General features: G+C 60.4%; 24 protein-coding genes and 1 pseudogene. 19 read left to right on the forward strand and 6 right to left on the reverse strand.

Annotation, left to right across the window (positions count from 1 at the left end):
• The first annotated feature begins 51 nt into the window (after nt 1-51).
• The 15 genes from LC343_RS16715 (at nt 52) to LC343_RS16785 (ending at nt 15,366) form a co-directional block, all read left to right on the forward strand.
• A complete protein-coding gene (locus LC343_RS16715) occupies nt 52-942 on the forward strand; it encodes a carbohydrate ABC transporter permease (RefSeq protein WP_223478301.1) in 891 nt (296 codons plus the stop codon).
• Nucleotides 939-1,808 carry a carbohydrate ABC transporter permease gene (locus LC343_RS16720; RefSeq protein ID WP_428982580.1) on the forward strand — a complete coding sequence of 290 codons (870 nt, stop codon included), beginning with the start codon at nt 939-941 and terminating at the stop codon, nt 1,806-1,808. Before LC343_RS16715 ends, LC343_RS16720 begins: the two co-directional genes overlap by 4 nt.
• Nucleotides 1,805-2,686 (forward strand): ROK family protein, encoded by an 882-nt coding sequence (locus tag LC343_RS16725; RefSeq protein ID WP_223478302.1) that lies wholly within the window; start codon nt 1,805-1,807, stop codon nt 2,684-2,686. The genes LC343_RS16720 and LC343_RS16725 overlap by 4 nt, the downstream gene beginning before the upstream one ends.
• Entirely contained in the window at nt 2,683-3,426 is a 744-nt protein-coding gene (locus LC343_RS16730; RefSeq protein ID WP_223478303.1) for a GntR family transcriptional regulator, read from the forward strand. The genes LC343_RS16725 and LC343_RS16730 overlap by 4 nt, the downstream gene beginning before the upstream one ends.
• A gap of 27 nt (nt 3,427-3,453) precedes the next feature.
• Nucleotides 3,454-4,248, forward strand: coding sequence for a sugar isomerase domain-containing protein (locus LC343_RS16735; protein WP_223478304.1), 795 nt, complete (start codon nt 3,454-3,456; stop codon nt 4,246-4,248).
• 38 nt (nt 4,249-4,286) lie between these two features.
• Complete coding sequence (locus tag LC343_RS16740; RefSeq protein ID WP_223478305.1) at nt 4,287-5,315, forward strand: SIS domain-containing protein; 1,029 nt, start codon at nt 4,287-4,289, stop codon at nt 5,313-5,315.
• Nucleotides 5,316-5,338: 23 nt separating this feature from the next.
• Nucleotides 5,339-6,466, forward strand: coding sequence for an ABC transporter ATP-binding protein (locus LC343_RS16745; protein ID WP_223478306.1), 1,128 nt, complete (start codon nt 5,339-5,341; stop codon nt 6,464-6,466).
• 559 nt (nt 6,467-7,025) lie between these two features.
• Nucleotides 7,026-8,225, forward strand: a complete 1,200-nt coding sequence (locus LC343_RS16750) for a mandelate racemase/muconate lactonizing enzyme family protein (protein WP_223478307.1) — start codon at nt 7,026-7,028, stop codon at nt 8,223-8,225.
• Entirely contained in the window at nt 8,206-8,922 is a 717-nt protein-coding gene (locus tag LC343_RS16755) for a GntR family transcriptional regulator (RefSeq protein WP_223478308.1), read from the forward strand. Before LC343_RS16750 ends, LC343_RS16755 begins: the two co-directional genes overlap by 20 nt.
• A gap of 40 nt (nt 8,923-8,962) precedes the next feature.
• Entirely contained in the window at nt 8,963-10,276 is a 1,314-nt protein-coding gene (locus LC343_RS16760; protein WP_223478309.1) for an ABC transporter substrate-binding protein, read from the forward strand.
• A gap of 76 nt (nt 10,277-10,352) precedes the next feature.
• Entirely contained in the window at nt 10,353-11,210 is an 858-nt protein-coding gene (locus LC343_RS16765; protein ID WP_223478310.1) for a carbohydrate ABC transporter permease, read from the forward strand.
• A gap of 98 nt (nt 11,211-11,308) precedes the next feature.
• Complete coding sequence (locus LC343_RS16770) at nt 11,309-12,112, forward strand: carbohydrate ABC transporter permease (protein ID WP_223478311.1); 804 nt, start codon at nt 11,309-11,311, stop codon at nt 12,110-12,112.
• A complete protein-coding gene (locus LC343_RS16775) occupies nt 12,109-13,851 on the forward strand; it encodes a GMC family oxidoreductase (RefSeq protein ID WP_223478312.1) in 1,743 nt (580 codons plus the stop codon). Before LC343_RS16770 ends, LC343_RS16775 begins: the two co-directional genes overlap by 4 nt.
• Nucleotides 13,851-14,282: a GlcG/HbpS family heme-binding protein gene (locus LC343_RS16780; protein WP_223478313.1), complete on the forward strand. Its 432-nt coding sequence runs from the start codon at nt 13,851-13,853 to the stop codon at nt 14,280-14,282. Before LC343_RS16775 ends, LC343_RS16780 begins: the two co-directional genes overlap by 1 nt.
• A 25-nt stretch (nt 14,283-14,307) precedes the next feature.
• On the forward strand, nt 14,308-15,366 hold the full coding sequence (locus LC343_RS16785) for an ABC transporter ATP-binding protein (protein ID WP_238484344.1): 1,059 nt from the start codon (nt 14,308-14,310) through the stop codon (nt 15,364-15,366).
• A gap of 70 nt (nt 15,367-15,436) precedes the next feature.
• On the opposite strand, the pseudogene LC343_RS16790 reads toward LC343_RS16785, so the two are convergent.
• Together LC343_RS16790 and LC343_RS16795 are read right to left on the reverse strand one after the other, a co-directional pair.
• Nucleotides 15,437-16,575, reverse strand: a pseudogene (locus LC343_RS16790) (IS3 family transposase).
• A gap of 913 nt (nt 16,576-17,488) precedes the next feature.
• Entirely contained in the window at nt 17,489-18,355 is an 867-nt protein-coding gene (locus tag LC343_RS16795) for a sugar phosphate isomerase/epimerase family protein (protein ID WP_223478314.1), read from the reverse strand.
• A gap of 235 nt (nt 18,356-18,590) precedes the next feature.
• Between LC343_RS16795 and LC343_RS16800 the strand changes: the two genes are divergently transcribed.
• The 4 genes from LC343_RS16800 to LC343_RS16815 are packed head-to-tail and all read left to right on the forward strand — an operon-like array spanning nt 18,591 to nt 22,362.
• Entirely contained in the window at nt 18,591-19,478 is an 888-nt protein-coding gene (locus tag LC343_RS16800) for a sugar phosphate isomerase/epimerase family protein (RefSeq protein ID WP_223478315.1), read from the forward strand.
• Between the two features lie 29 nt (nt 19,479-19,507).
• Nucleotides 19,508-20,674: a mandelate racemase/muconate lactonizing enzyme family protein gene (locus tag LC343_RS16805; RefSeq protein WP_223478316.1), complete on the forward strand. Its 1,167-nt coding sequence runs from the start codon at nt 19,508-19,510 to the stop codon at nt 20,672-20,674.
• 16 nt (nt 20,675-20,690) lie between these two features.
• Nucleotides 20,691-21,383, forward strand: coding sequence for a FadR/GntR family transcriptional regulator (locus LC343_RS16810; protein ID WP_223478317.1), 693 nt, complete (start codon nt 20,691-20,693; stop codon nt 21,381-21,383).
• 1 nt (nt 21,384) lies between these two features.
• On the forward strand, nt 21,385-22,362 hold the full coding sequence (locus LC343_RS16815) for an NAD(P)-dependent oxidoreductase (RefSeq protein ID WP_428982581.1): 978 nt from the start codon (nt 21,385-21,387) through the stop codon (nt 22,360-22,362).
• Between the two features lie 6 nt (nt 22,363-22,368).
• On the opposite strand, the gene LC343_RS16820 is transcribed toward LC343_RS16815, so the two are convergent.
• Genes LC343_RS16820 through LC343_RS16835 form a run of 4 tightly spaced genes read right to left on the reverse strand, consistent with a single transcriptional unit; the run spans nt 22,369 to nt 25,689 of the window.
• Nucleotides 22,369-23,427: an ABC transporter ATP-binding protein gene (locus LC343_RS16820; protein WP_223478318.1), complete on the reverse strand. Its 1,059-nt coding sequence runs from the start codon at nt 23,425-23,427 to the stop codon at nt 22,369-22,371.
• Nucleotides 23,427-24,518: an ABC transporter ATP-binding protein gene (locus LC343_RS16825; RefSeq protein WP_223478319.1), complete on the reverse strand. Its 1,092-nt coding sequence runs from the start codon at nt 24,516-24,518 to the stop codon at nt 23,427-23,429. The genes LC343_RS16820 and LC343_RS16825 overlap by 1 nt, the downstream gene beginning before the upstream one ends.
• A complete protein-coding gene (locus LC343_RS16830) occupies nt 24,518-24,730 on the reverse strand; it encodes a hypothetical protein (RefSeq protein ID WP_223478320.1) in 213 nt (70 codons plus the stop codon). Before LC343_RS16830 ends, LC343_RS16825 begins: the two co-directional genes overlap by 1 nt.
• A complete protein-coding gene (locus LC343_RS16835; protein ID WP_223478321.1) occupies nt 24,727-25,689 on the reverse strand; it encodes a carbohydrate ABC transporter permease in 963 nt (320 codons plus the stop codon). Before LC343_RS16835 ends, LC343_RS16830 begins: the two co-directional genes overlap by 4 nt.

The following is a 25,689-nucleotide window of genomic DNA, read 5'->3' on the forward strand; positions in this document are numbered from 1 at the left end:
TCACCGGCGGGCGCGTTTCGGCGCGCCCGCGTTTTTCGGGTCTGTAAATCGATGCGCGCTGGGAAAAAGTCGGCCTGGATCATGGTGTCACCCGCGGTGGCGCTGATCGGCGTCTTCATTTTCGTGCCGATGGTGCTGACGATCTGGTTGTCGTTTCACCAGTGGTCGACGCAGACCGGGTTCGAGGCGGCGCGTTTTGTCGGACTGCGTAACTACGAAGATATTCTCGGTCCGATATCGGTGGGGCGCGATTTCAAGCGTGCTTTCCTGAACACGGCCATCTACACGGCTCTCTCAGTCGTCGCGATCCTGCCGCTTTCGGTAATTTTCGGGCTTCTTGTCTATCAGAGCCGTGTCGCAGGAGGACAGTTCCTGCGTACGATCCTTTTTTCCACATACATGGTGCCGATGATCGCCGTCGCTCTGGTCTGGTCGAAGCTCTACTCGCCAAGCGAGGGGCCGTTGAACCAGATTCTTTTCTGGGTCGGGATCGGGCCGCAGTCATGGCTGTCATCGCCAGATACGGCCCTCTATTCCATCGTCATTTTGAATGTGTGGCAGCAGGTCGGTTATTTCACGGTTCTCGCCATCGCGGGTCTTACGCAGATTCCGTCGTCGCTTCATGAGGCGGCCAGGATCGATGGAGCGAACCCGGTACAGGAATTCTTCGGAGTGACCCTGCCGCTTTTGCGACGGACCTTGCTGTTCTCGGCGGTCATTGCCGTGATTAACGCGGTCCAGGTCTTCGAACCAGTTGCGTTGATCACCCAGGGCGGCCCCGCCAATTCGACGAATGTGCTGACTTTCCATATCCGACGCGTGGGCATCGAGCGCGCGCAGGGCGGGCTTGGTTCTGCCATGGCGGTGATGCTGATGCTCTCGTTGATCGTCGTGATCGTGCTGATCTTCTCGCTCGCGCGTCAGAAGGAGGAGAGGGCATGACTGCGATGTCGCCCGGAAGGCGCAGCCTGCGCAGAATTCGCCGTCGCACCGGCAATTCTCTTCTCTTTGTCGCGATCGTCGCCATTTCGGTGATCGCCGCGTTTCCGCTGGTCTGGATGCTGCTGTCGAGCCTGAAGACGCCCGCCGAAAGCATGCAGACTCCACCTGTCTGGATCCCGTCCACGCCGTCACTGACGGCCTATCGCGAAGTCGCCGACGTTATTGATGCAGCACGATCATTCTGGAATTCCGCAGTGATCGCCACGGTAACGACGGCCGGTATCCTCGTGACCAGTCTCATGGCGGGCTATGCCTTTGCGAAGTACCGTTTCCGCGGCCGGGATTTGCTGTTTGCCGTCCTGATATCGACGATGTTCCTGCCCCCGATCGTGGTGCTGATCCCGCTGTTCCGGATGGTCACCTATATGGGTCTCGATGGCCACCTTTTCGGTGTTATCGTTCCCTATCTGGCAAACGCGTTCGGCATTTTCCTGATGCGGCAATTCATTGCCGGCGTACCGGACGATCTCATCGATGCCGCGCGCGTCGATGGCGCGTCGGAGTTGCGGATCGTTTTCTCGGTGGTCGCGCCTGCCGTGATCCCGGCTATTGCAGCCCTTGCACTGTTCGCGTTCGTCTATCACTGGAACACATATCTCTGGCCGCTCACCGTGTTGCAGGGCAACACGGAAGACTACCCGATCGTGCTCAGCCTTGGCCGTCTCCTGAGCTACAACAGAGGCGCGATGAACACCGGTCTCGTGATGGCGGGGGCGACGCTGGCCGTCTTGCCGCCGCTGGTACTCTTCGTGTTCCTCCAGCGCTTCTTCGTCGACAGTATTGTCAGCACGGGGGTCAAGGGATGAGCGTGACCCTGTGCATCGATCTCGGAGGGACAAATCTCCGCGCCGGCGTGATTGCCGAGGGTTCCGCGGCGGAGCCGCAGCCCGCCGGCCACTGGTCCGCCCCCGAGAGCCTCGGCGCTCTGCGTGACCGAATCCATGGTCTCGTCTCCGCACACAGTGCTTCCCGCATCGGGATTGCAGTGCCCGGTCTCGCGACCGGTTCGCGCTGCGTCTGGGTACCCAATCTTCCCTATCTCGACGGGGTCGATCTGGCCTCCGCCTTCCCGGATGTCCGGCTGGCGCTCGGAAACGATGCCCAGCTGGCGCTTCTGGCCGAGGCGGCACATGGCGCGGCGCAAACCGTTTCCAATGCTATCCTCCTGGCCATCGGCACAGGGATCGGTTCGGCTGTTCTTGCCGACGGGCGCATCCTTCGTGGGGCGAACGGCGCCGCGACATCCTTTGGATGGGCCAATGCCGACATGCGCGACGGCGGCGACGACTCGCATGGCTGGCTTGAGCGGCAGGCTTCGGGGCGGGCGCTCGATGCCCTTGCCGGTCGCGCGCAATTGAAAAAGGGGGCCGATCTCATCGCCGCGGCGACTGACGGCCAAGCCGACGCCAAGGCGATCCTGGCAGGTCCGGCGAATGCCCTTGCCTCTACGCTTGCCGGAGCGGTCGCTCTCCTGGGCAGCGAGGCGGTGATCGTTTCCGGAGGCGTCGCCGAGGGCATCGGTGTGCTTGCGCCGATGATCCTGCCTGCATTGAGGCGTCAATTGCCGCCGCATCTGCGCGCAATCGAAATCGTGACAGGACGTTTTGGGCCGCGCGCGAGCCTGTATGGCGCCGGGCTTGCGGCATGTGAGCATGCACTTTGGACGGGCAGGGGGACCTCATGAAAATCGGCAATATCGCTCGGCCGGACCGGAAGCGTCCGGAACCGCTCTGGCACCAGGCGGAATCGGCGCTGCGGTCGCTTATCGCCGACGGGACCTGGCCGGACGGCACACAACTTCCCAACGAGGGGAAACTTAGCGAGATGCTGGGTGTCAGCCGCATCACGATCCGGCACGCGCTCAGCAACCTTGAGGAATCGGGCCTGCTGCGACGTGAACACGGACGCGGAACCTTCGTGCGCAGCTCGACGGTTATCGCCGGTGTTCGCGGTCTGACGAGCTTCACGCAGGAGATGTCCGATCGGGGACTGGTGGTCGGCTCTATGATCCTGGAGATGATCGAATTGCCTGCCGATACGGAGGTCGCGTCCGCGCTGGAAATCCCGGAAGGCTCGCCCGTCGTCAAGCTCCGCAGGTTGCGGGCGGGCAACAATCAGCCCATCGGCATCCAGACGGCTTACCTGCCGTCCGGCCGCGTTGAAGGGCTGCTGGAAATCGCAGAACCCATTCTCTCGCTCTACGACATCCTTCGCGACCGGTTCGCGATCGAGCCGAAGCTGGCCCGCGAAATCTATCGCGTGGGTACGGTGTCGGAGCAGGACGCGGCGCTGCTCGATGTCGAGACCGGCAGCCCTGCCTTCATCGTTCGCCGGATCACCTCCGACAGCAAGGGTCCATTCGAGTTCGCGGTCTCGACCATGCGGGGAGACCGTTACGAGATCCGTTCCAAACTGCACATTTGAAATTGTAAAAGAAAGGCATCCATTACAATGACCACACTCTATATCAGCCGTTTGCTCGAACTGGCGGAACGCGCAGCCAAGGAAAACGCACAGGCGTTCGAGGCCGCATCGACCGCTCTTGCCGAGACCCTCGCGGGCAAGGGTCTGATCCACCTCTATGGTTCCGGCCATTCGGTTCTGCCGGCACAGGAAACTTTTCCGCGCTATGGCAGCTATGTCGGCTTCAATCCGCTCACCGATCCGCGCCTGATGTGGCACAATGTGCTGGGTGCCGGCGGCGTGCGGGAGCTCCTCTGGCTGGAGCGCACAGAAAACTACGCCGAGAAGTTTCTCGATCACCAGCCGCTTAATCCCGGCGACAGCATCGTGATCTTCGGCCACAGCGGACGCAATGCTTCCGGCATCGATACGGCGCTCTATGCGAAGAAGCGCGGCATGACCGTCATCGCAATCAACGCGAAAGCCAATCTGGACAAGCCGGCGACGCACTCCTCCGGCCAGCGTCTCGCCGACGCCGCGGATGTGGTGATCGACACCTGTGCGCCGATCGAGGACGCCATCGTGCCCGTGGACGGCTGGTCGCGTCCGGTGGCGGGATCGTCGACCGTGCTGGCGATGATGATGATGCATGAACTGGTCGCGCAGACGGCCCAGAAACTCGCCGACAAGGGCATTGAATTGCCGACATTCGCGTCGCCGACGATCGAAGGTGTGACGCTGCACGACACCGATCAGATCTACGGCGAGTATCGCGCCCGCATGATCGACGCCCAGGAGAAGCATCTCGACTTCTTCAAGTCGCGGATGAAAGGGGATGCCTGATCCAGGCGGCTCGCGCGCGGCATGGTTCGGAGACCCGAATGGCTGAGACGATGATGGCGCGCGAGACCCGGGAGATTCCCGAGGTCTCGCGCCGACAATTGGCAGACGGGCTGGACGCCTACCGCGAGATCGGGGCGCGTTTTCGGCGCCTCGATCCGCCGGTGCTCGTGACGGCTGCACGCGGTTCTTCGGACCATGCCGCGGCCTACCTGAAATATGTGGTGGAGACGCATGTCGGGCGGCCTGTCGCGTCGCTCGGCCCTTCAGTGGCTTCGGTTTATGGAAGCCGGTTGCGTCTGGACGGCGCGGCGCTGATTGCGATCTCGCAGTCCGGCGCTAGCCCCGATCTTCTGTCGCTTGTCACCGCGGGCGCACAGGGCGGGGCGACGACGGCCGCACTGGTCAATGCCGGCGGATCTCGGCTCGAGGAACTGGTCGACCTGCCCGCTCCGCTGCTTGCGGGACCGGAGGTCTCGGTGGCGGCGACGAAGAGCTATGTGGCGTCGTTGATCGCGATGGCTTGCATCGTTGCGGAATGGACAGGCGACAGCGCCCTGGAAACGGGGCTCCAGGCCTTGCCGGACGCGCTCGACCGCGCAGTTGCAGCTGACTGGATAGCGAGCGACGAGGCTTTTCGGGCGCACGGACCGATTTTCTGCGTGGGTCGCGGTATGGGCTTTGCGGTCGCGGCGGAAGCGGCGCTGAAGTTCAAGGAGACCTGTCGTCTCCATGCGGAGGCATATAGTTCCGCGGAAGTCCTTCATGGTCCGATCGCGCTCGCCGATACGGGATTGCGCGGGCTCTTCTTCGTGCCGTCGGACGAGAGCCGCGGAGGTGTCCTGGAAACTGCCCAAAGTATGCGTGACGCTGGCGCAGATGTCTGGCTCGTCGACGATGTCGATCGGGAGAATGCCGGCCATCTTTCAAGCGCCGCTGCTCCGCATCCGCTCTTAACGCCGATCTGCCAGGCGGTTTCCTTCTATGTCTTCATCGAGCGTCTGTCGCGCAAGCTCGGAAATGATCCCGACAATCCGCGCCATCTCAGGAAAGTGACGCGGACAGTGTAGGTCCGCCTGGAAAGACGAATTTCATGGCCACGCTTCAACTGGAAAATATCTCGAAATCCATTGGCGCCATCGACATTATTCGCAATGTCGATCTCGAGGTTGCCGATGGCGAATTCATAGTTTTCGTTGGGCCTTCGGGCTGCGGAAAATCGACACTGTTGCGGATGATCGCCGGTCTCGACGACGTCAGCGACGGCAATATTCGCATCGGTGGCGAGATCTGTAACGACGAGTCTCCCAAGGAGCGCGGCATTGCCATGGTCTTCCAGACCTATGCGCTTTATCCGCACAAGACGGTCTACCAGAACATGGCGTTCGCCCTCAAACTGTCGAGACGACCAAAAGACGAGATCGACCGGCGCATCAGGGACGCAGCGAAGATACTCCAGATGGAGCAATTGCTTGAGCGAAAGCCTGGGCAACTTTCGGGCGGCCAACGGCAGCGCGTTGCGATCGGGCGCGCGATCGTCCGCAATCCAAAAGTATTCCTGTTCGACGAACCGTTATCGAACCTTGATGCGGCCTTGCGCGTGAGCATGCGCCGAGAGATCGCCCGGCTGCATGCCCGACTCGAAGCAACGATGATCTACGTTACCCATGACCAGGTGGAAGCGATGACACTCGCGGACCGCATCGTCGTGCTGGATGCCGGCGAAGTGCAGCAGGTCGGAACGCCGCTGGAGCTCTATCATGCGCCACGCAATCTGTTCGTTGCGGGGTTCCTGGGATCTCCGAAGATGAACTTCGTCGATTGTCGAGTGGTCTCAGCGGATGCGACAGGTTTACGCGTGGCGAGCGACGAATTCGGCGAGAGCCACATCCCGGTTGGAGACAGTCGGGGGGCGAGAGCGGGGGAAGGTGTGACGCTGGGTATCCGGCCGGAAGATCTGGTTCTCGAGCCTGCGGAAAAAGAAACAGGAAACGCGACAATTTCCCTTGTCGAAGAACTCGGTGACGAAACGCTTGTGGAGGCGGTTTCTCCGATGGGTACCGAGTTGGTCATCAAGGCGCGCGAGCGATCCGAATTGCATGCGGGTGACGAGGTCCGTCTGACTTTCCCGTATTCTGCCGCACATCTCTTCGATGCAAATGGACTTGCCTTCGAGAGAAGCGAGTCAGCGCATGCAGAACTGCCTGTGGTTTCCTCGTGACCGTATATCGGCGCCGCGAGGCACCGGGTGTCGGCGTCGACCAGTCCTTTCGTCATGCAGAAACCTTCCCTGTTGGCATCGTCGATCGCCTGGATGAAATTATCCAGTTCGATTTTGCGCATCGGGAAGGACAAGATCTTCCGGTGAAACGAGGTTTTCGATTTCCGCTCGGCCCAAGGCAGGCAATAGTCGGCCCGATGCGGTACAATGAATCGGTATCTGTAGGCCAACGGCCGAACTGATCCAGAAGAGGCTCGAACCGGGCGCCATCTGGATGATCGTGTAGCGCCCGCTCGGCGTCATTCAGAATTCGGCGGTCTTGGGGGCTCCGATCAGGTGGTCCAGGCTGAAGGTTAGCGCATGGTCGCTGTCGGTCCATGTGGATGATGATGCTTTCCGGTGCGGTTGGACCGTCTCACGAATTCAAGGAATCAGATTCTCGGGTGATCGCCTGCTGTGCCGGGAGATTGGCGCATGCAGACATCGGCTGCAAATTTCCGTTTGATTTTTTATTTTTTATTTTTTACAAACTGCGAAACGATATGGGAGGCCGCCTCGAATGCGGATCAAGTCTGTTCGCGCAATTCCGCTTTATGTTTCCTTCGCCAAGATGTGGGGTGGGGCGGACAAGGTTCCGGACTCCGTGCTCCGACCGGCGGCGCATTTTCGGCGCATACCTCGTTCCGGTCAGTTCTCCACGATCATCCTTGTCGAGGAGGAGGGCGGGGTTACGGGGACCGGCGAAGCGTTCGGTCTTCCCTACTCTCCGGCTACGACCGCGCTGATCAACAATCTGATCGCTCCGGCGCTCGTGGGGCGTGAACTGGACAGTCCGTCCGAGTGTCTCGCGGATTTCTACAATTACTTCATTTCGATGGGGCACACTCGGGGGTTCTCGATGGAGGCCCTCGGTGGCATCGACATCGCGTTGTGGGACCTTAAGGCCCGGGCGGCGGGGCAGCCGCTGGCGGTGCATCTCGGCGGCAAGATCGCGCCTGTGCCGCTCTATGTCAGCCCTATTCCGTTTCTCGAGAAGGAAGAAGAGTCGGCGCAACGTGCGCGCGAGTTCGTCGAGAGCGGATACCGTGCGGTCAAGCTCAAGATCGGCCGCGCGGTGGCGCAGGACATCGCCCATACGGCTGCCGTAAGGGATGCTGTCGGCCCGGATGTCCAGGTGATGCTGGACGCGAATTGCGGCCACGAAGTCGACGACGCGATTGATCTTGCCAAGGGTCTCGACGGTCTCGATGTCGCATGGCTCGAGGAGCCGATAAAGCCCGAGCGCTCCCGTGATCTCGCCCGCATTCGCGAGGTTGCGACCATGCCCATCGCAGCCGGTGAAAACGACTATGTTCTGCCGAGTTTCGAGGAGCTCGTGCACAGCGGGGCCGTCGATGTTCTGCAGCCGAATATCACCCGGGTCGGCGTTTCCGGCATGATGGCGATTGGCGAATTGTGCAAGAGGCACGGCCTTGATCTTGCGCCCCACGGAGTGGGGTCCGGGATCGGGGTCTCGGCCGCTCTCCATACCTGTTGTGCGGCGCAGGCGTTCAGCATCTACGAGGCCAATCGTCTCCCCAATCCGCTGCGTGACGACATTCCGGTGTACCCGATCGATATACGAGACGGTCTCGGCTTTCTGTCCGACAGGCCGGGCCATGGTTGCGAAATCGATTGGGATCGCGCGGCGGAATACGAGGTCGCCGACGGTAACATCCTTGGTGAGCAGGAGGGCCGGAATGCAACAGTCAAACAGTAGTGATGATGACCGCGGGACGCTGATGGGCGCGCCGGGAGAGAAGCTCGCCGATGCGCTTTACGCGAGCATCCGCGACGAGGTTATCTTCGGAACCGATGTCGGCGCCGGAGAGCGCATTTACCCCAAAGGTTTGTCGGAACGGTTCAACGTCAGTCCGACGCCCGTTCGCGAGGCGCTCATGCGGCTGGCCGCTGAGGGTTATATCGAGAGTATCCCGCGTCGGGGTTTTCGAATCCGCAAGCCGTCACCGCAACAGGTGCGGGATCTTTGGGAGGTCCGTCTCGGGCTGGAAGTGAATGCCGGAGAGCTTGCCATCATGCGAATGAAGGCCGGCGAAATCGTCGCCGATGTCGTCAAGCCGCTGCTGCAGATCGTGGAGCAGGCGGATAGCGACTGGGAGCGGCTTTCGGGGCGTCAGCAGATCGAACTGAATACGAAGTTTCATTCGCGGATCGTCGAATTGTCCGGGAACGCGATGCTTCAATCGATCTACCAGAGCATCCAGCTTCAGTATGTCAGCAGCCGCGTGCGCCATGGCGTCGACAGTTGGCGCGAACGGCGTGAAATCGAAATCCGCGAACATCGCGCAATTGTCGCCGCACTCGCCGATCGTGACGAGGACGCGTACCGCATCGCGGCAAAGTCTCATGTCCTGCGATCGCTGAACGACGCTCTGAACGACGTTACCGCGCTCTGAGCGTCAGTCTGCATTCACATCAAACAGGGAGGAAAATGTGATGAAACGAACGATGAAAACCATGCAAAGGCTTGCTGTTGCGGGCTTGCTCGCGGCATCGACTCAATTGAGTGCCGTCGCCGCGCAGGCCGAAACGACAGTGCGCATGTGGACATTCCTCAATCCGGAAGGCACGTCCCCGCGCGAACTTGCGCTCAATCAGATCATCGAGAATTTCGAAGCGGCGAATCCTGAAATCGACGTCGTCGTCGAACCCCAGGTCTGGGATCAGATGACGCCGAAATTTCTTGCCGCACATGGTGCGGGGAATGCGCCGGATATCATCTGGGTCGTAACCGACCTGCTGGGCGAGGCCCTGGGATCGGGCGCCCTTGCCGATCTCAATCCGCTGTTTCTCGACTCGTGGCCGGAAGAGGCAATCAAGGAGCGTCAGGACGGTTACTGGGAACGCTGCGCATGGGAAGGTGGAGTCCATTGTCTGTTCCACTCCCGTAATTACTACGGCGTGATTTACCGGAAGGATTTCCTTTCCGAGGCCGGTATCGATCCTGCTTCTCTGACCGACTGGCCGACCTTCATCGAAGCGGGCAAGAAGCTCACCATACGCGACGATTCGGGCAATGTGAGCCGGTGGGGCTTTGGGCAGCAGTTCAGCGAGGACCGTGCCGACGCCCAGATGATGACATCCGTGATGCTGTCCCGACAGGGCGATCTCTTCCATGAGGACGGTCGTGCCATGTGGGCCAACCCGATCGGCGCCGAAGCGCTCAAGCTTCAGACCGAGATGGTGACCGAACACGAAATCACGCCGCCCCAGGCCGTCACCTGGAGCGCGGAGGATCTCTACGAGCAGTTCGCGGCCGGACGTCTGGCGATGTTCACGGGCGCGGTCGTTCGCGTGTCGACCATGCAGGCGAAAGTTGGCAAGGAGAATGTCGGGTTCATGATCTGGCCGGGCGTCGACGGCAAGCCGCATTCCCCCGCGGTGATGGCTGGCTGGGCTGTCGGTGTGTGGTCGGGCAGCAAGCAGATCGATGAAGCAGCCAAATTCCTCGAATACATGGCGGGCCCGGAAGCCGACAAACTCTGGATAGAGGTCGGTGGGCAGATCCCTGCCTCCGCGAAGAACATGAGCGAAATGACCGATTTCTTCGCCAAGCCCGAGAACCAGTACATTGTCGAAGCAGCCAAGGGCATCGCCAATTACGGATGGATCAGTCCGGTCAAGTTCGCGGTTGGCGGTTACCGCCAGGCTTTGAACAAGGCCGCGCAGAATGTCCTTTCGGGAGGAATGGACCCGATGGAGGCCCTCGAGGAAGCCGAGAAGCGGTTTAATCAGCAAAACCGGCGCTGATCGCCGGAAAAACTGGCGCGTCGCGAAGCTGAGGCTTGCGCGACGCGCTTCTCAAACCGTCCCAGGGAACCTTGAAATGAAGTCGAATACCGCGGCCTTCACGTCCGTAGCGCCTGCCTTCGTGTTGACTGGCTTCGTGCTTTTCTCGCCAGTCGTCTATGCGATCTGGTTCAGTCTGCACGACATCCGATATGGCGCGGTTGGGCCGTTCGACGGGGGCGCGAACTATCTTCGGTTGTTCCAGGACTACACGTTGCCCGGGACAATGCTGCGCACGGTCATCCACACGGGTGCGTCGGTCGTGATCACGGTGGCCATTGCCCTGGCTATTTCGGTCGGAATCGACAGGATGAAACCGCGTGCGGCAATGATTGCGAAGATGATCGTGATCCTGCCCTGGATCACGTCCGCGGTCGTCGCCACGCTTCTGTTCAGATGGGTGTTCATCAACGATATCGGCGTTGCATCCTATGCAGTCGGAACGTTGGTTGGCGGTGAATTCACGCCGATGACCAATTCGACCGGCGCCATGGGGCTTCTCATCTTCGTATCGGTATGGAAGCGGCTGGGCTATGCCGTGATCGTTCTCCTCGCCGGTCTCAAGAGCATTCCCAACGAGTGCATCGAGGCGGCGCATGTCGATGGGGCGACACCCTGGCAAGTGTTCCGGCTGGTCACGCTGCCGCTTCTCAAGACCCCCATGTTGCTCGTCGTCGTCGTGCTGATGCTGGCGAATATCAATACGGTCGAAACTCCGCTTGTCCTGACCGGGGGTGGCCCAAACGATGCCACCCGCATTCTCGCCCTCGAGGTTTATGAGCGTGCGTTCGCCATCTTCGATCTCGGCTCCGCTACGGCGCTTGCCTTGGTCATGTTCGCCGCGAACATCTTCATGGTTCTCGCTTACGTCCGCCTGACCGGCTGGAAGGCTTGAGGAGAATGTCCGTGCAAGCTCAAACTGCTCGCAAGTCTGCTCCAGGCACGCGCATGTCGGCCCGGCGCAGGGCGGCGAAGGTCTCGACTCAGACGCTCGTGGTCGCGCTCGTCATACTGCTGGTTGTCCTCAATGGGCTCCCGTTTGTTTGGGGAGTTCTGACCTCGCTGAAGTCCGAGCAGGATCTGTTCCGTTTTCCGCCTGCATTCTTCGATTTCGCGCCGACCCTCGACAACTATCATCGTGTCGCCGCGACGGGCTTTTTCGGTAACATGCTCACGAGCTTCATCTATTGCGTCGTTGCGGTTATCACGGTTGTCGTGGTGGGGTTGCCGGCTGCATACGCATTCGATCGATACAGTTTCCCGCTGCGGCGCCCGCTGTTTCTGCTGATCATCGCCAGCATTCCGCTTTCCATCGGAGCCGCCGCGCTGCTGATCCCGACCTATATCTACTTTGTACGTCTCGGTTTGACGAATACGCCATACGTATTGCCGCTGATCTATGCTGCACACCAGCTGCCGATGACGATCTGGATCTTGAAAGGGGCCGTCGAGAGCATTCCGCATGAGCTCGATGAGGCTGCCATTGTCGATGGCATATCCAGGGTTGGCCTGTTGTGGCGCATCGTGCTGCCGCTTTCGCGGCCCGCGCTCGCTGCGGCAAGCATCCTGGCGTTTGTCGGAACCTGGAATGAGTTCGTTGCCGGCTCGGTCATGGTCGATAGCCCCCAGCTCAAGCCGATCCAGCCGCTGGTCTACGGTTTCATCGGATTCTTCGGTCGCGAATGGGGACCTCTGACCGCCTCTGCGACCCTCGCCATGCTCCCGATCCTCTTCATTTTCATACTTTTCGGTCGGCAATTCGTAGCCGGCCTGACCAAAGGAGCAGTCAAGGGATGAGTGTTGTGTGGGATGTTGTCATAGTCGGGGGAGGAAGCGCCGGATGTGTATTGGCCAATCGCTTGTCCGCGTCCCCGAACCGCAAGGTCCTTCTGATCGAAGCGGGGGCGGATATCCCGCCGGGCTCGGAATCGGATGCCATTCGCGACATCTATCCTGCACGAGCGGCATTCGATCCGGATAACCATTGGCCCGAGCTCAAGGCCTACCGCCAGCCATTCGGAAACAACACCGCAGACCGCCCGCCACTGCTCAAATACGAGCAGGCGCGCATTCTTGGCGGCGGTTCGAGCATCAATGGGCAGATGGCGAACCGCGGAACGCCGGACGATTACGACGAATGGCAGGAACTCGGTGCCGATGGCTGGACATGGGAAACGGTTCTCCCGTTTTTCCGGAAACTGGAAACAGACATCGATTTCGACGGCCCGCTGCATGGTAAGGACGGTCCGATCATCATTCACCGGGTGCCTGAGGCGCAGTGGCCGGAATTCGCCAAGTGCGCGAAGTCTGCCATCGAAGCCGCCGGCTATCCAAATCTGGGTGATCAGAACGGCGTTTATACGGATGGCTGCTTCCCGATGTCGCTGTCGAACGATGGTAAGGACCGTGTCTCGACGGCGCGCGGATATCTCGGCTCGGACGTGAGAGCTCGGTCGAATCTCGAAGTCATGGCGGACACCTGCGCGAGGCGGCTCCTCACGGAAGGCCGGCGTGTCACGGGTATCGAAGTCGTCCGCAACGGCCAGCGTGTACGGATCGCTGCCCGACGTGTGGTCCTGGCCGCGGGCGCATTGCATTCTCCCGCGCTGTTGCAGAAGGCGGGTATCGGCGATGCCGGGCTTCTGCGCGAATTGGGCATCGACGTGCTGACGGATCTGCCGGGCGTCGGCGAAAACCTGCAGGAGCACCCGGGTATCTCGGTATCAGCGTTTCTCAAGCCCCATGCGAGGCTTGGTGACACGACAAGACGTCATATGCTGTTCGGTCTCCGCTACAGTTCCGACCATGCGGAATGCCCGCCATCGGACATGTACATGGCGGTAGTCGCGCGCTCTGCATGGCATCCTCTCGGACACCGTATCGGCACGATGATCTCCTGGCTTAACAAGGTGCATTCGCGCGGCTGGGTTCGAATCCAGAGCGCGAGCCCGGACGACGAGCCGGTCGCGGCGCTCAATTTCCTGAGCGATGTTCGCGATACGAACAGGCTGATCGACAGCGTGCGTCTGATGGCGACGATCCTCGCACGCCCTGAACTCGCAGAGGCAATTCAATGTGCGTCGCCATCGGCCTATAGCGGATTTGCAAAGGCGCTCGGAAAGGTAACTTTGCGCAACTATCTGCTGACCGCACCTGCCGCTGCGGCGCTCGACGTCATGCCGTTCATAAGGGACCGGTTTTTCCGCACCTTTCTCGGCAACGGTAGGTCGCTCGCGGAGATCGTCGATGATCGGGAGGCTCTCGAACAGTTCGTAAAGGCCAATGCCATCGCGCAATGGCATGTTAGCGGCACCTGCCGAATGGGTCGTTCCGACATCCGCGAAGCCGTCGTGGATCCCGCGACGATGGGAGTACACGGTGTTGAAGGCCTCCACGTCGCGGATGCGTCGGTGATGCCAACGGTCCCGCGCGCAAACACGAACATCCCGACAATCATGATTGCCGAACGTGCTTCCGAACTGATCATCGCGGAAGAGGAGGCGGCACGGCCTTCTGTCGCAGGAGTATCCGCCTGATGCAGACGAGCTTCAACCTGGACTCAGCTGATGCCACCCTTCTGATTCAGGGCGCGATCGCGCGTTCAAACGAAATCGATGTTCCTCAGAACATCGCCGTGGTCGATTCCGCGGGCCATCTGCTTGCGTTTCACCGCATGGATGGCGCCAAGTTCATTTCGATCGAGATAGCGATTGCCAAGGCTTTCACGGCATCGGGCGCACGCAAGGCAACCGCGGAAATTGGCCCTGCAACCCAACCGGGACAGCCGGGATTTGGAATCCAGAATTTGCAGGCAGGGCGCTTCACGACCTTGCCCGGAGGGATTCCGGTGGTCATCGACGGAGAGGTCGCCGGCGCAATCGGTGTCAGTTCCGGCACAACTGCGCAGGATGCGGATGTCGCGGAACACGCCATTCGATCATTCACTACGATGAGAACCGCCGCTTGACCGGCGAGATACAGGAGATTTGGAGTTGGCGGACGTAAGCATAGATCAAGTACGCAAGGATTTTGGGGCGATTTCTGTGCTCCACGGCGTCTCCGTCGATATCGACGACGGCGAGTTCGTCGTTCTCGTCGGCCCATCGGGATGCGGCAAATCTACACTGCTACGCATGATAGCGGGGCTCGAAGAGATCTCCGGTGGTGAGGTCTCGATTGGCCGGCAAGTCGTCAACGACATCCTGCCGAAGGATCGGGATATTGCGATGGTGTTCCAGAGCTACGCCCTCTACCCGCATCTGACAGTCGCCGAGAATATGGGGTTTTCGCTGCGGCTGAGACGCGCACCGAAGGAGGAAATCGCCACGCGTGTGAACAAGGCCGCGGACATCCTCGGTCTGCAGGACCTCCTTGAACGTTATCCTAAGCAACTTTCGGGTGGCCAGCGCCAGCGCGTCGCCATGGGCCGCGCGATCGTCAGGGACCCGCAGGTATTCCTGTTCGACGAGCCTTTGTCGAACCTCGATGCAAAGCTGCGCGTGCAGATGCGCACCGAGATCAAGGAGCTTCATCAGCGTCTCAAGACCACAACCATCTATGTCACGCACGACCAGATCGAGGCGATGACAATGGCCGATCGCATTGTCGTGATGCAGAACGGCGTTATCGAGCAGGTTGGTACGCCGCTGGAACTCTACGACACGCCCGCGAATCTGTTCGTGGCAGGATTTATCGGCTCGCCTGCCATGAATTTCCTGCAGGCCAATCTGTGTGGCGGCGATGTGCCGTATCTCGAAATAGATGCTGCGACAATTCCCGTGCCCTCCGCACCTGCTTCTCATATTGGACAGCGTGTCGTCGCGGGGATCAGGCCGGAGCATCTGGTGCTACAAGAGACGGGAATCCCGGCAACTGTCACGGTGGTGGAGCCCACGGGATCCGAACTCCACGTTTTCGCGACGGTTGCAGGGGTTCAAGTCACCGCGGTTTTTCGCGATCGTCATGAGCTTAGTCCCGGCGATGAAATTCACCTGGGCGCCGCTTCCAACTCGGTTCATTTGTTCGACATGGAAAGCAAAAAACGACTGTAGTTGCGGATGAGGTGAGCTGCTCTAGATGTGGATTGCGGGATTGCTTGGCACCTGAATTGCCCCGAGTTTTCTAGGCGCCCTCGGTGCTCATTTGCTGCTGCCGTTCGAACTCGACGGGCGACAGCATCCCGTTCCTGACATGCTTGCGCTTCGGGTTGCAGAACATCTCGATGTAGTCGAACACGTCCTGCCTGGCTTCGGCTCTCGTCTTGTAGGTCTGGCGCCGTATCCGCTCCCGCTTGAGCAGATTGAAGAAGCTCTCGGCAACCGCGTTATCATGGCAGTTTCCGCGCCGGCTCATCGAGTGTTCCAGATTGTGAGCCCTGAGGAATGAGGCCCAGTCCATGCTGGTGAACTGGGAACCCTGGTCCGAATGGATCAGCACCCGGCTCTTCGGCTTCCGTCTCCATACCGCCATCAGCAGCCTGCAGGACCACGTCCGTCGTCTGACGGCTCTGCATTGCCCATCCGACAACACGCCGGGAATAGAGATCGATGATGACGGCCAGATAGGCGAAGCCTTCCAGTGTTCTGATGTAGGTGATGTCGGTGACCCAGATCCGGTCCGGCGCATCCACATCAAACTGTCGGTCCAACGTGTTGTTGACGACCAATGATGGCTTGCCGCCATGGCTGCCCGGCCGACGCTTGTAGCCGATCTGAGCCCTGATTCCTGCCAAACTGGCCAGACGTGCAACGCGGTTCGGGCAGCACGTCTCGCCCTGATCCAGCAGATCATCGTGGAGCTTACGATAGCCATACACCTTGCCGCTGTCCTTCCATGCTGTCCGGATGAGTTCGGTCTGGCGCGCGTCTTCGCGGGCGCGCTTGCTCAACTCATTCTTGAGCCAGGCGTAGAAGCCGCTCGGATGGATGCACAGGCAGCGACACATCGCCCGCACCGAAAACAGTGGGCGATGATCGGCGACGAACGCGTATCTCAATTTGCATTCTTGGCGAAATACGCGGTGCCTTTTTTTCTAGAATGTCGCGCTCCTCGGTGACCCGGACCAACTCGCGCTTCGACCGCCTGATCTTGGCGTCCTTGTCATCGTCACCAGAAGGCTGTGAGAACTTCTTCTTCCACGCGTAGAGCGAGTGCGGACTGACGCCCAGCCGCTTCGCCACCTCCGCGACCGGATAGCCTCGCTCGGTGATCTGCGCCACCGCTTCCCGTTTGAAATCCTCGCTGAAATTGGCTTTACCCATCATGGCCTCCTTACCTCAAAATTGGGGAAGAAGGCGTCTACAAATCTAGGGGCTATTCAGCCTTCAGTCGGAACTTCAGCTGTCCTGACCTGCAAAGATTGACTTCCCCCAGCAGGATACTGTGAACGACTTTGCGCTCAAGAACCTGCGAGGGGATCATGTCGAGAGTCTGCATCGACAGTGTTGAAGAGCGTAGCCTTGTCAGGGCGACCAGGCGGGATGCGTAACCTGATCATAAGCTCCGAATCCCGAGCCATTCGGCTCCATCCGGTTAGCAGCGACGTCGAAACGACACTGCATCATCGCGCCCGGCTTCACTCCAACCGGCACGCAATATTCGGTCGTGTTTACCAACACGTTGCCGCGATCTTGTTATGGGTCCTTTATAGTCCGGCGACAACTGTTGCGGGCGTCCGAATATCCCTATCCGGGGAGCGTGCGCCACAATCTTCCGGTCGGCTGCGGCTGCCTCATGGTGCCCCTATGGGATAAGGGCTTAGCCGTTGATCTCGAGGCCGCTATGGTTCGCATTCCGGGAAAGGAAGCGGCACGTCGCCTAATGGACAATTATCGACGTTCGCATTGTTCGTACGTTCGCAAGCAGGTCAGCAAGTTCGTTCGGTCGTAAGCGCGTTCGTGCCCTAGTCGGCGAGTTCCACGGAGCCGCATGACGTGGCGGGGATGCCCTTGCATGGATTGGCTTTTTATTAGTGTTCACTTAGCTAATGGCAATCCGGTTTCGCGCTGAAGTGTTTGTTCTGGCGAGTGGTAATCGAAATCTTTTCTTGGTTATAAAGCGACTCGATCGATGTCGGCCATGGCGTAAGGTATGGGTCGAGATTGCAGACAACTCCCCGACGAGGCAATAACGCGCTTCTTTGGCCATATAAGATTCTGCGTCGGCTTAGCGCCCTCAGCCATTCGCGTAAGATGCACCCTTCGCCAGATACCCGGATATATGTGCAAAGCCGTTGCGATAGACCGCTTCGGGGCTTTCGGCGAAATCGCGCCAGACTTTCGTCGCCGCGGCGAGATCTGGCAGCCCGCGACCGAACGCCTCTATGGTCAGCCAGTCGTCGTAACCGATCGACCGGATTGCTTCGAAGATGGCGGACCAGTCGATATTGCCCCTTCCCGGTACGCCGCGGTCGTTCTCAGAAATGTGTATGTGGGTGATCTGGTCCTTGTTGCGCGTCAAAGCGCCAACGGGATCGGTCTCCTCGATGTTGCAGTGGAACGTATCGTACATCGCCTTGATGTTCGGATTTCCGACTCGTCGCACGAGGCCGCACAGGTCGTCCATCGTGTTGACGAGGTAACATTCGAAGCGATTCAGTGCCTCGAGCCCGACAGTAACTTTGCAGGCGCTCGCGATCTCACCGACGCGCCGCTGGCTTTCGACGGCGCGTTCGAACTCGTCGACCGTTGGGCTTGCGCCGGAGAACTGGCCGAGCACCGAATGCAGTGGACCGGAAACCCTGTCGGCGCCCAGCGCACGGGTACATTCAAGCACCCATTTCATGCGGTCGACTGCGTCGTTTCGAACATTGATGGAGGGTGATATCAGGTCATGCGCAGGATCGCCGAGAGCCGAAACCGCCGTGCGTTCGAGGTCGAGCGAATCGAGCAATTCGCCGAGTTTCGCGTAATCCTCCGGCTCGCCCTCGAAGACCGGAATCTCGACGCCGTCGAAGCCGGTTTCGCGGATGTCGGCGAGTAGCGCCTCATGCTCCGGCCCAACGCTGGTCGTCCAGAGAAACATGCACATTCCAATTTTCATATGAATTCCTCTTCTCGCCATCCTGGTACTACCAAAATGGCGGTAAATCGACCAGCGGAAAGTTTTATGATTCCCGAATGTAAATCGGTTTTTCAAAAAAATGCCGATTCTAAAAGCATCACCACCTAGAAGCGTCTCTTGACCGCCATCGCAATCCGGCGCTATCTGGTATAACCAGAAGGGATTGGCCGGCACTCCAAGAAAGCTGGCGTATTCAAATAAAGGGAGGACGGAAATGCATCTTTCAACCCACAACTGGATGCGGGCGGAGCCATTGGAAACGACGGTGCGCCGGATCAAGCAATATGGCTATGAGTCCATCGAGATTTCCGGCGAGCCGACGCAATACGACGTCAAGGAAACGCGGGCTCTTCTGAAGGAAACCGGCATGCGCTGCTGGGGCGCGGTCACACTTACGCTCGGCGAGCGAAACCTCGCTGCAAAGGACGAGGGCCAGCGCGCACGATCTGTCGACTACGTGAAGTCGGTGATTACCATGGTTTCCGAACTCGAAGGCGAGATCGTGACGCTGGTTCCGGCCACCGTTGGCAAGGTAGTGCCGGACGGTACCCCCGAAGAGGAATGGGGCTGGGTCGTCGAAGCGACCAAGGAATGCTTCGCGCATGCGCAGAAGAAGGGCGTAAAGATTGCGGTCGAGCCGCTGAACCGCTTCGAAACCTACCTGTTTAACCGTTGTGCGCAGGCGCTCGCACTGGCCGATGCCGTCAGTCCGGAATGCGGCGTCTGCCTGGATGCGTTCCACCTCAATATCGAGGAGAGCGACATCTACGAGGCCATCCGCCTCGCCGGCGATCGTCTGTTCGATTTCCATGTCGCCGACAACAACCGTTTCGGCGCCGGGTTGGGGCACCTCGACTGGCCGAAGATCGTGAACACGCTGAAAGACATCGGCTATGACGGCGCGCTTACCAACGAATTCGTCGCTCCGGTCGACCGGACACCGGCGACAATGTATCCGGACATGGTCGAGACCAATCCCGTCGACATCTCTCCGGAACAGCTCAAGTTCATCCAGGATCATGGATCTTCTCTGCTGACAGAAGAGTTTTATGCCGACCAGATGCGGATCACCGCTGAGACCCTCTTGCCGCTGATGAAGTGACCGGGCCAGGCGCGGCAGGAGGACATCCGATGCGTATCAAGTCGATAGAAGCCCGCTGGATACAGATCCCGATCGAGGAGTCGCGCCAGCACGTGAGTGACTTCGGCCGGCTGAGGACATTCGACGCGGCTATTGTAAGGGTAGAGACGGAGGACGGCATCGTCGGATGGGGCGAAGGCAAGAACGCCGCCGGCAGCGCCGGTCAGTATGCCGCCCTGGTTCATCTCATCAACAAGGAAGTCGGGCCGTTTCTCATCGGCTGGAACGCGTCGCAGATAACTGCGATTTGGGAGGCGCTTTATAATGGTTCACGGCGCGAAAGCGCCGCCGCCGGCGGGCATGTTTTCCCGGAACTTGCCCGCCGGGGACTCTCACTCGCGGCAATCAGTGCGATCGACATCGCGTTGTGGGACATCAAGGGAAAGGCGCTCGGCGTGCCGGTCTGGTCGCTTCTCGGGGGTCGGTCGGCGGACCGGCTTCCGGCCTATGCATCCGGCGGCTGGGCTAATGCCGAGGGTATTGGCGATCAGTTGCGCTCCTATATCGATTCCGGCGGGTTCAAGTCCGTCAAGATGCGGGTCGGCGCAATGGACGGCGCGCCACATGTCTCGGCGAAGCGTGTGCGGGCAGCTCGCGAGGCGATCGGACCAGATGTCGACCTGATGGTCGACGCGCATGGCACATACACCGTGGCGCAGGCAAAGCGTTTCGCTGCCATGGTGACCGATTGCGATCTCGCCTGGTTCGAGGAGCCGATCACCGGAGACGACGTGCCGGGGCTGGCGGAATTTCGCCACGCGACGCACATCCCGGTCGCCGTCGGCGAATCGGAATGCACCCGGTTCGACTTCCGCGACATCATGGTTTCGCGCGCCGCCGACATCCTTCAACCGGACCCCGCATTTTGCGGCGGTATCACTGAGGCCATGCGCATCGCGGCGATGGCCTCGGCGTTCAATTTGCGCCTCGCACCGCATCTTTGGGCCGGCGCGCCGGCATTCTTTGCCGGGCTCCATGTTGTGGCGGCTGCGCCCGCGGGTTTTATCGTCGAGTATTCGCTGGGCGCCAACCCGATGATCCACGACCTGTCTCGAGAAAAGGTGTTCGTGAAAGACGGAATGATTTCTGTGCCCGATGCGCCCGGGCTTGGGCTTGACGTGGACACCGATATCCTTACGCGTTTCTCGAAATTCTGACGCGAGCGAACATACGATGCAGGGACAGGAAATCCTTCCAGCCATAGCTACCCACCTGCTGGACAGTGCTCGCACGAATGGCGGGAAGGCGCCGTCTGAACGCGACCTTGCCGAACATTTTTCCGTGAGCCGGGGACAGGTGCGCGAAGCGCTGGCGATCCTGGAGGCGATGCAGGTCATCGAGCGGCGCGCGAAATCTGGCATCTACGTCAATACCGACAATACCGGCATCGAGGCGATGGCTTTTCTTGCGCGGGCAGGGCTGCCGCTGGAAAACCGCCAGATCTACGAGGCCGTCGAAGTTCGCAAGATCCACGAAATCAAGGCGGCTGAACTTGCTGCCGCGCGCGCTGACGACGAGAATTTCGACCGTCTGCGCGACATTCTCGTCCGTTCAGAGGAACGCATTGCCCAAGGGGAGGGTATAGACGGGCTAGACCAAGAGTTTCATCTGGAGATCGTCCGTGCGACCCAGAACACGCTGTTTCTCAACATCTGCACCGCCTTCTACGAACTGGGCGGGAACCGCCTCAAGGTGTACTTTCGCGATCCCGATCGCAACCGGAAGTCGCACGAGGAACACAAGCAGATTTTCGAAGCGCTTGTGAATCGGGATGCGGCGCTGGCTTCCGCCCTCATGGTTTCGCATCTGCGTGGCGCCATGAGTTATTGGAGCGAACTTCTGCAGCCGGCCGAGCTCTCCGACTGACATGGCCGGCCTGTCGATTTTCTCGACCCATCACCTTCACCCGGAAGTGACGGAGGCGCTGTCCGGCATCGGCGCCTATCGCGTTGCAAGCGCACCGACGCCCGAGGCGATCGTCGCCGAAAGCACGGGAGCGGAGGTCATTGTGGTCAGGGCTCCAATACCGGCCGAGGTCATCCAGCGGGAACAGGGACTGAAGGCGCTGGTGCGGCACGGCGCCGGGCTCGACATGATCCCCGTTGATGCGGCCACGGATGCCGGGGTGCTGGTTGCCAATGTGCCGGGCGTCAACGCGCTCAGCGTTGCGGAGCATGTGATCTGGACCGCTTTGGCGCTGCTTAAGCGCTACCCCGAGGTGAACACAGACCTAAGGGCGCGGGGCTGGGCGGCGGGCCGTGCGCATTCGGATTTCGGGCGGGAGCTCTCCCGTCGGACCATCGGCATTGTCGGCATGGGCAATGTCGGCCGAAACATCGCACGAATCGCGCAGAGTGGCTTTGCGATGGACGTGGTCTGCCATACGCGGAGCGCCGGCAATGTGCCCGAGTCCATGCGCGCCGTTTCGCTGGAGGACCTGCTTTCTGAAGCTGACATCGTCGTTCTTTGCTGCCCGTTGACCGCGCAGACACGCGGGCTGATCGACGCGATTGCACTGGAGCGGATGCGGCCTGGTGCGCTACTGATCAATGTCGCGCGCGGACCGGTGGTCGTGGAGAGCGCGCTGATCGAGGCCCTGGAAACCGGCCATCTCGGCGGCGCGGCGATCGATGTATTCGACACACAGCCCCTGCCGTTCGACCACCCGCTGCTGGCGCTTCGAAACGTTATCCTGACGCCCCACATGGCCGGAATCACCGAGGAAAGCATGTTGCGCATGGGCCAGGGCGTCGTCGCCGAAACGCGTCGTGTCGCGGCCGGCGAACTGCCGGAGCAGCTCGTCAACCCCGATGCGGTCCCCCGCTATCGCCAGCGTTTCGCCTGAAAGGCTCTAAAGCGCGAGGTTTCGTCCGGTCTCCGGATCGAAGGACAGCACGCGCTCCGGCTTCCAGCCGAAACGGACAACTTCGTCGCGATTCACATGCGTGCCCGCCGGGACAGTGGCGTGCAGGCGCGTGTCGCCCATGTCGAGCGCGAGAATCTTGATAACGCCCTGGTCCTCGATATCGAAAACGCGCGCTTCGGCCGGTGCGCCGGACTGTATGACGATGTTCTCGGGCCGGACTCCGAAGGTGACCTTCTGTTCGGAGTTCGCCGGCGAGCTGACCGGCAGCACAAACGAACCAAGCCGTGCGCTCTCTCCATCCAGCCTGCCCTCGATGAGGTTCATCGGCGGCGTACCGACGGACCGGGCGACGAAGGTGTTGTGCGGACGCTCGTAGATTTCGGAGGGCGTGCCGACCTGAACGAGGCGGCCGCTGCGCAAGACGCCGATCTTGTCGCCCATCGACATCGCCTCAACCTGGTCGTGGGTCACGAACAGGAAGGTCGCGCCAAGATCCTGATGCAGCTTCTTCAGTTCGACGCGCAGCGCCTCGCGCAACTTCGCATCGAGCGCGGACAGCGGCTCGTCCATCAGGAAGACGCGCGGATCGCGCACGATGGCGCGACCGATGGAAACGCGCTGCATTTCGCCGCCCGATAGCCGTTCCACCTTGCGGTCGAGCAGATGTGTGATCTGGAGGGTCTTGGCGGCGCGGTCGACCCGGCGCCTGATCTCGTCTTCGTTCATGTTGCGAACCTTGGGACGCAACGGGAATTCCAGATTACCGCGCACTGTCAGGCGCGGATAGAGCGAGTATTGCTGCAGCACGAGCGCGACATCACGCTCGGCTGCAGTCCAGCTTGTGACGTCAGAATCGCCGATGAAAACGCGCCCCTCGTCGGGTTTTTCGAGCCCCGCGACGACCCTGAGCGTTGTCGTCTTGCCCGCGCCGGTGCGACCGAGCAGCACGAAGAACTCGCCATCCTCAACGGTCAGGCTGAGATCCTTCAAAGCGCGCGTACCGCCATAGCGCTTGGTGATGTTCTGCAGCTCGATACGTGCCATCAGGCAGATCTCCTCAGCGAATTTCCGGACGCGGCATCGAAGAAATGCGCGCGGTGCGGGTCCAGCGCGACCCAAAGCTTCTGGCCCTCGCCGCCGGTAAAGCCGGATTCGCAGCGTGCGCGGAGCGTCTCGTCCCCGACACGGACGTCTACGATGTCGTGGCTGCCGAGTGGCTCGACATTGGTCGTCTCAGTCTCGATGTAGCCGTCTTTGGCATCGTGAGACAGCATGACGGCTTCAGGGCGGATACCGAGCTTGGCAGGCGATCCGTTTAGATGCGATACCGTTTCGGATGGCACGCGAAATCCGTTTGCGCCGCCGATCCGCAGCAGCGCGTCCGTGCCTTCGCTCTCGACGGTGACATCCGCGACGTTCATGACCGGAGAACCAACGAACTGGGCCACGAAAAGGTTGGCGGGACGAAGATAAACCTCCTCCGGCGCGCCGACCTGCTGCAGCAGGCCGTCATGCATGACGACAATCCGGTCGGCCAACGACATTGCCTCAACCTGATCGTGGGTCACGTAGACGCTTGTCGATTCACGCGCGATGTGCAGCCGCTTGATTTCGGCGCGCATCTGTTCGCGGAGCTTTGCGTCGAGCGCACCGATGGGTTCGTCCATGAGCAGCGCCTTCGGTCGACGGACGAGCGCCCGCCCGATGGCGACGCGCTGCATGTCGCCTCCCGACAATGCGGACGGCCGGCGCGGCAGAAGCTGTTCGATACCAAGGAACCGGGCGACTTCCTTCACTTCGGCCTCGCGTTCGGCCTGTCTGCTGCGCACGGCGCGAAGGGGGAACGCGATATTCTCTTCCACCGTCATGTGGGGATAAAGCGAGAATGACTGGAAGACGAAGGCGATATCGCGGTCGGCGGCCTTGAGGTTCTGGACTTCCTTGCCATCGATGGTGATCGTCCCGGAAGTGATGGTTTCGAGGCCGGCAATCGCGCGAAGCGTGGTGGTCTTGCCGCAGCCGGACTGGCCGAGCATGACGACGAATTCGCCGTCCTCGATGACGAGATTGACGTCCCTGAGAACCTGGACGGCTCCGAAGAATTTCTGGACGTTGGTGAGTTCGATCCGGGCCATCAGATCAGCTCTTCCTCTTCCTCTGCTTCAGCCTCGGGTTCGGGCGGAATGTGGGCAGTCACCAGGAATCCGATCAGCCCGATGATGGTAATCGTCAGCCCGTAGCGGTGCAGGAGTTCCACCCAGGGCTGGCAAAGGCACACCAGTCCCCCGATCATCACCCACTGCGCAGTCGGTTCGAACAGTTTCGTATTCAGTTCACGAAAGGTCATTTGCGGATCGCTCCGAAGGACATGCCTCGCAGCAGATGGTTGCGAAGGAGGAACGTGAAGATGGCGACCGGCAGCAGGAACAGGAACGCTCCCGCTGCGATCACGCTCCAGTCGGGCAGGCCGGACCCCACCTGCGACGGGATGTAGGGCGGCGCGGTCTGCGCGTTGCGCGAGGTCATCATCAAGGCAAAGGCATATTCGTTCCAGGCGATGATGAAACAGAAGACGGCAGTGGCGGCAATGCCTGTAAGGGCCTCCGGCAACACGATCTTCCAGAAGGCCTGTAGCCGTGTGTAGCCGTCCACCAGCGCCGCCTCCTCGTATTCCCGGGGAATCTCGTCGACGAAGCCCTTCATGATCCAGACCGCAAAAGACAGATTGAACGCCGTGTAGAGAATGATCAGGCCGAGATGCGTGTCATGCAGGCCGACCGTGCGGTACATCAGGAACATCGGGATGGCGACGACGACAGGAGGCAACATGCGCGTACTGAGAATGAAGAACAGCCAGTCCTGCTCTCCTTTCACCTTGAAGCGCGAGAAGCCGTAGGCCGTCAGCGTGCCCATGGATACAGCGAGGAATGTCGAGATGATCGAGACGATCAGCGAGTTCTTGTAGCGATCCCAATAGCCGGACGACGTGATCGCGCCGGTCTTGCGGTTCTTCACGACCTGCTCGCCGTCGTCATAGATCAGCTTCTCCCACCAGGGCGCGGCTTCGTAGACATCCTCTTCCACCGGCTGGCGCAGCTGCGAACGCTTGGTGAAAAGCTTCGCGAAGGGCGTCAATGTAGGCTCGAACATCACGGTCGGCGGGACGGTGGTGGCCAGACTGCGCGGCTTGAAGGCGGTCGAGGCGATCCAGTAGATCGGCGTCAGCATGACGATCAGTGCGACGACGACGGCAACGATCGCCACGCGATTGAGAACGACCTCGCCCTTTGTTTTGACTTCGGCCAT

It is taken from the genome of Oricola indica (genome assembly GCF_019966595.1).
Taxonomy (GTDB): domain Bacteria; phylum Pseudomonadota; class Alphaproteobacteria; order Rhizobiales; family Rhizobiaceae; genus Oricola; species Oricola indica.

Excerpts from the sequence above, each read along its gene's own strand:
- LC343_RS16720 (WP_428982580.1), top strand. The coding sequence starts at position 939 with ATGACTGCGATGTCGCCCGGAAGGCGCAGCCTGCGCAGAATTCGCCGT.
- LC343_RS16780 (WP_223478313.1), top strand. The coding sequence starts at position 13,851 with ATGCAGACGAGCTTCAACCTGGACTCAGCTGATGCCACCCTTCTGATT.
- LC343_RS16740 (WP_223478305.1), top strand. The coding sequence starts at position 4,287 with ATGGCTGAGACGATGATGGCGCGCGAGACCCGGGAGATTCCCGAGGTC.
- LC343_RS16805 (WP_223478316.1), top strand. The coding sequence starts at position 19,508 with ATGCGTATCAAGTCGATAGAAGCCCGCTGGATACAGATCCCGATCGAG.
- LC343_RS16800 (WP_223478315.1), top strand. The coding sequence starts at position 18,591 with ATGCATCTTTCAACCCACAACTGGATGCGGGCGGAGCCATTGGAAACG.
- LC343_RS16725 (WP_223478302.1), top strand. The coding sequence starts at position 1,805 with ATGAGCGTGACCCTGTGCATCGATCTCGGAGGGACAAATCTCCGCGCC.
- LC343_RS16835 (WP_223478321.1), bottom strand. The coding sequence starts at position 25,689 with ATGGCCGAAGTCAAAACAAAGGGCGAGGTCGTTCTCAATCGCGTGGCG.
- LC343_RS16735 (WP_223478304.1), top strand. The coding sequence starts at position 3,454 with ATGACCACACTCTATATCAGCCGTTTGCTCGAACTGGCGGAACGCGCA.
- LC343_RS16795 (WP_223478314.1), bottom strand. The coding sequence starts at position 18,355 with ATGAAAATTGGAATGTGCATGTTTCTCTGGACGACCAGCGTTGGGCCG.
- LC343_RS16765 (WP_223478310.1), top strand. The coding sequence starts at position 10,353 with ATGAAGTCGAATACCGCGGCCTTCACGTCCGTAGCGCCTGCCTTCGTG.
- LC343_RS16830 (WP_223478320.1), bottom strand. The coding sequence starts at position 24,730 with ATGACCTTTCGTGAACTGAATACGAAACTGTTCGAACCGACTGCGCAG.
- LC343_RS16730 (WP_223478303.1), top strand. The coding sequence starts at position 2,683 with ATGAAAATCGGCAATATCGCTCGGCCGGACCGGAAGCGTCCGGAACCG.
- LC343_RS16760 (WP_223478309.1), top strand. The coding sequence starts at position 8,963 with ATGAAACGAACGATGAAAACCATGCAAAGGCTTGCTGTTGCGGGCTTG.
- LC343_RS16750 (WP_223478307.1), top strand. The coding sequence starts at position 7,026 with ATGCGGATCAAGTCTGTTCGCGCAATTCCGCTTTATGTTTCCTTCGCC.
- LC343_RS16815 (WP_428982581.1), top strand. The coding sequence starts at position 21,385 with ATGGCCGGCCTGTCGATTTTCTCGACCCATCACCTTCACCCGGAAGTG.
- LC343_RS16820 (WP_223478318.1), bottom strand. The coding sequence starts at position 23,427 with ATGGCACGTATCGAGCTGCAGAACATCACCAAGCGCTATGGCGGTACG.
- LC343_RS16755 (WP_223478308.1), top strand. The coding sequence starts at position 8,206 with ATGCAACAGTCAAACAGTAGTGATGATGACCGCGGGACGCTGATGGGC.
- LC343_RS16810 (WP_223478317.1), top strand. The coding sequence starts at position 20,691 with ATGCAGGGACAGGAAATCCTTCCAGCCATAGCTACCCACCTGCTGGAC.
- LC343_RS16775 (WP_223478312.1), top strand. The coding sequence starts at position 12,109 with ATGAGTGTTGTGTGGGATGTTGTCATAGTCGGGGGAGGAAGCGCCGGA.
- LC343_RS16715 (WP_223478301.1), top strand. The coding sequence starts at position 52 with ATGCGCGCTGGGAAAAAGTCGGCCTGGATCATGGTGTCACCCGCGGTG.
- LC343_RS16745 (WP_223478306.1), top strand. The coding sequence starts at position 5,339 with ATGGCCACGCTTCAACTGGAAAATATCTCGAAATCCATTGGCGCCATC.
- LC343_RS16825 (WP_223478319.1), bottom strand. The coding sequence starts at position 24,518 with ATGGCCCGGATCGAACTCACCAACGTCCAGAAATTCTTCGGAGCCGTC.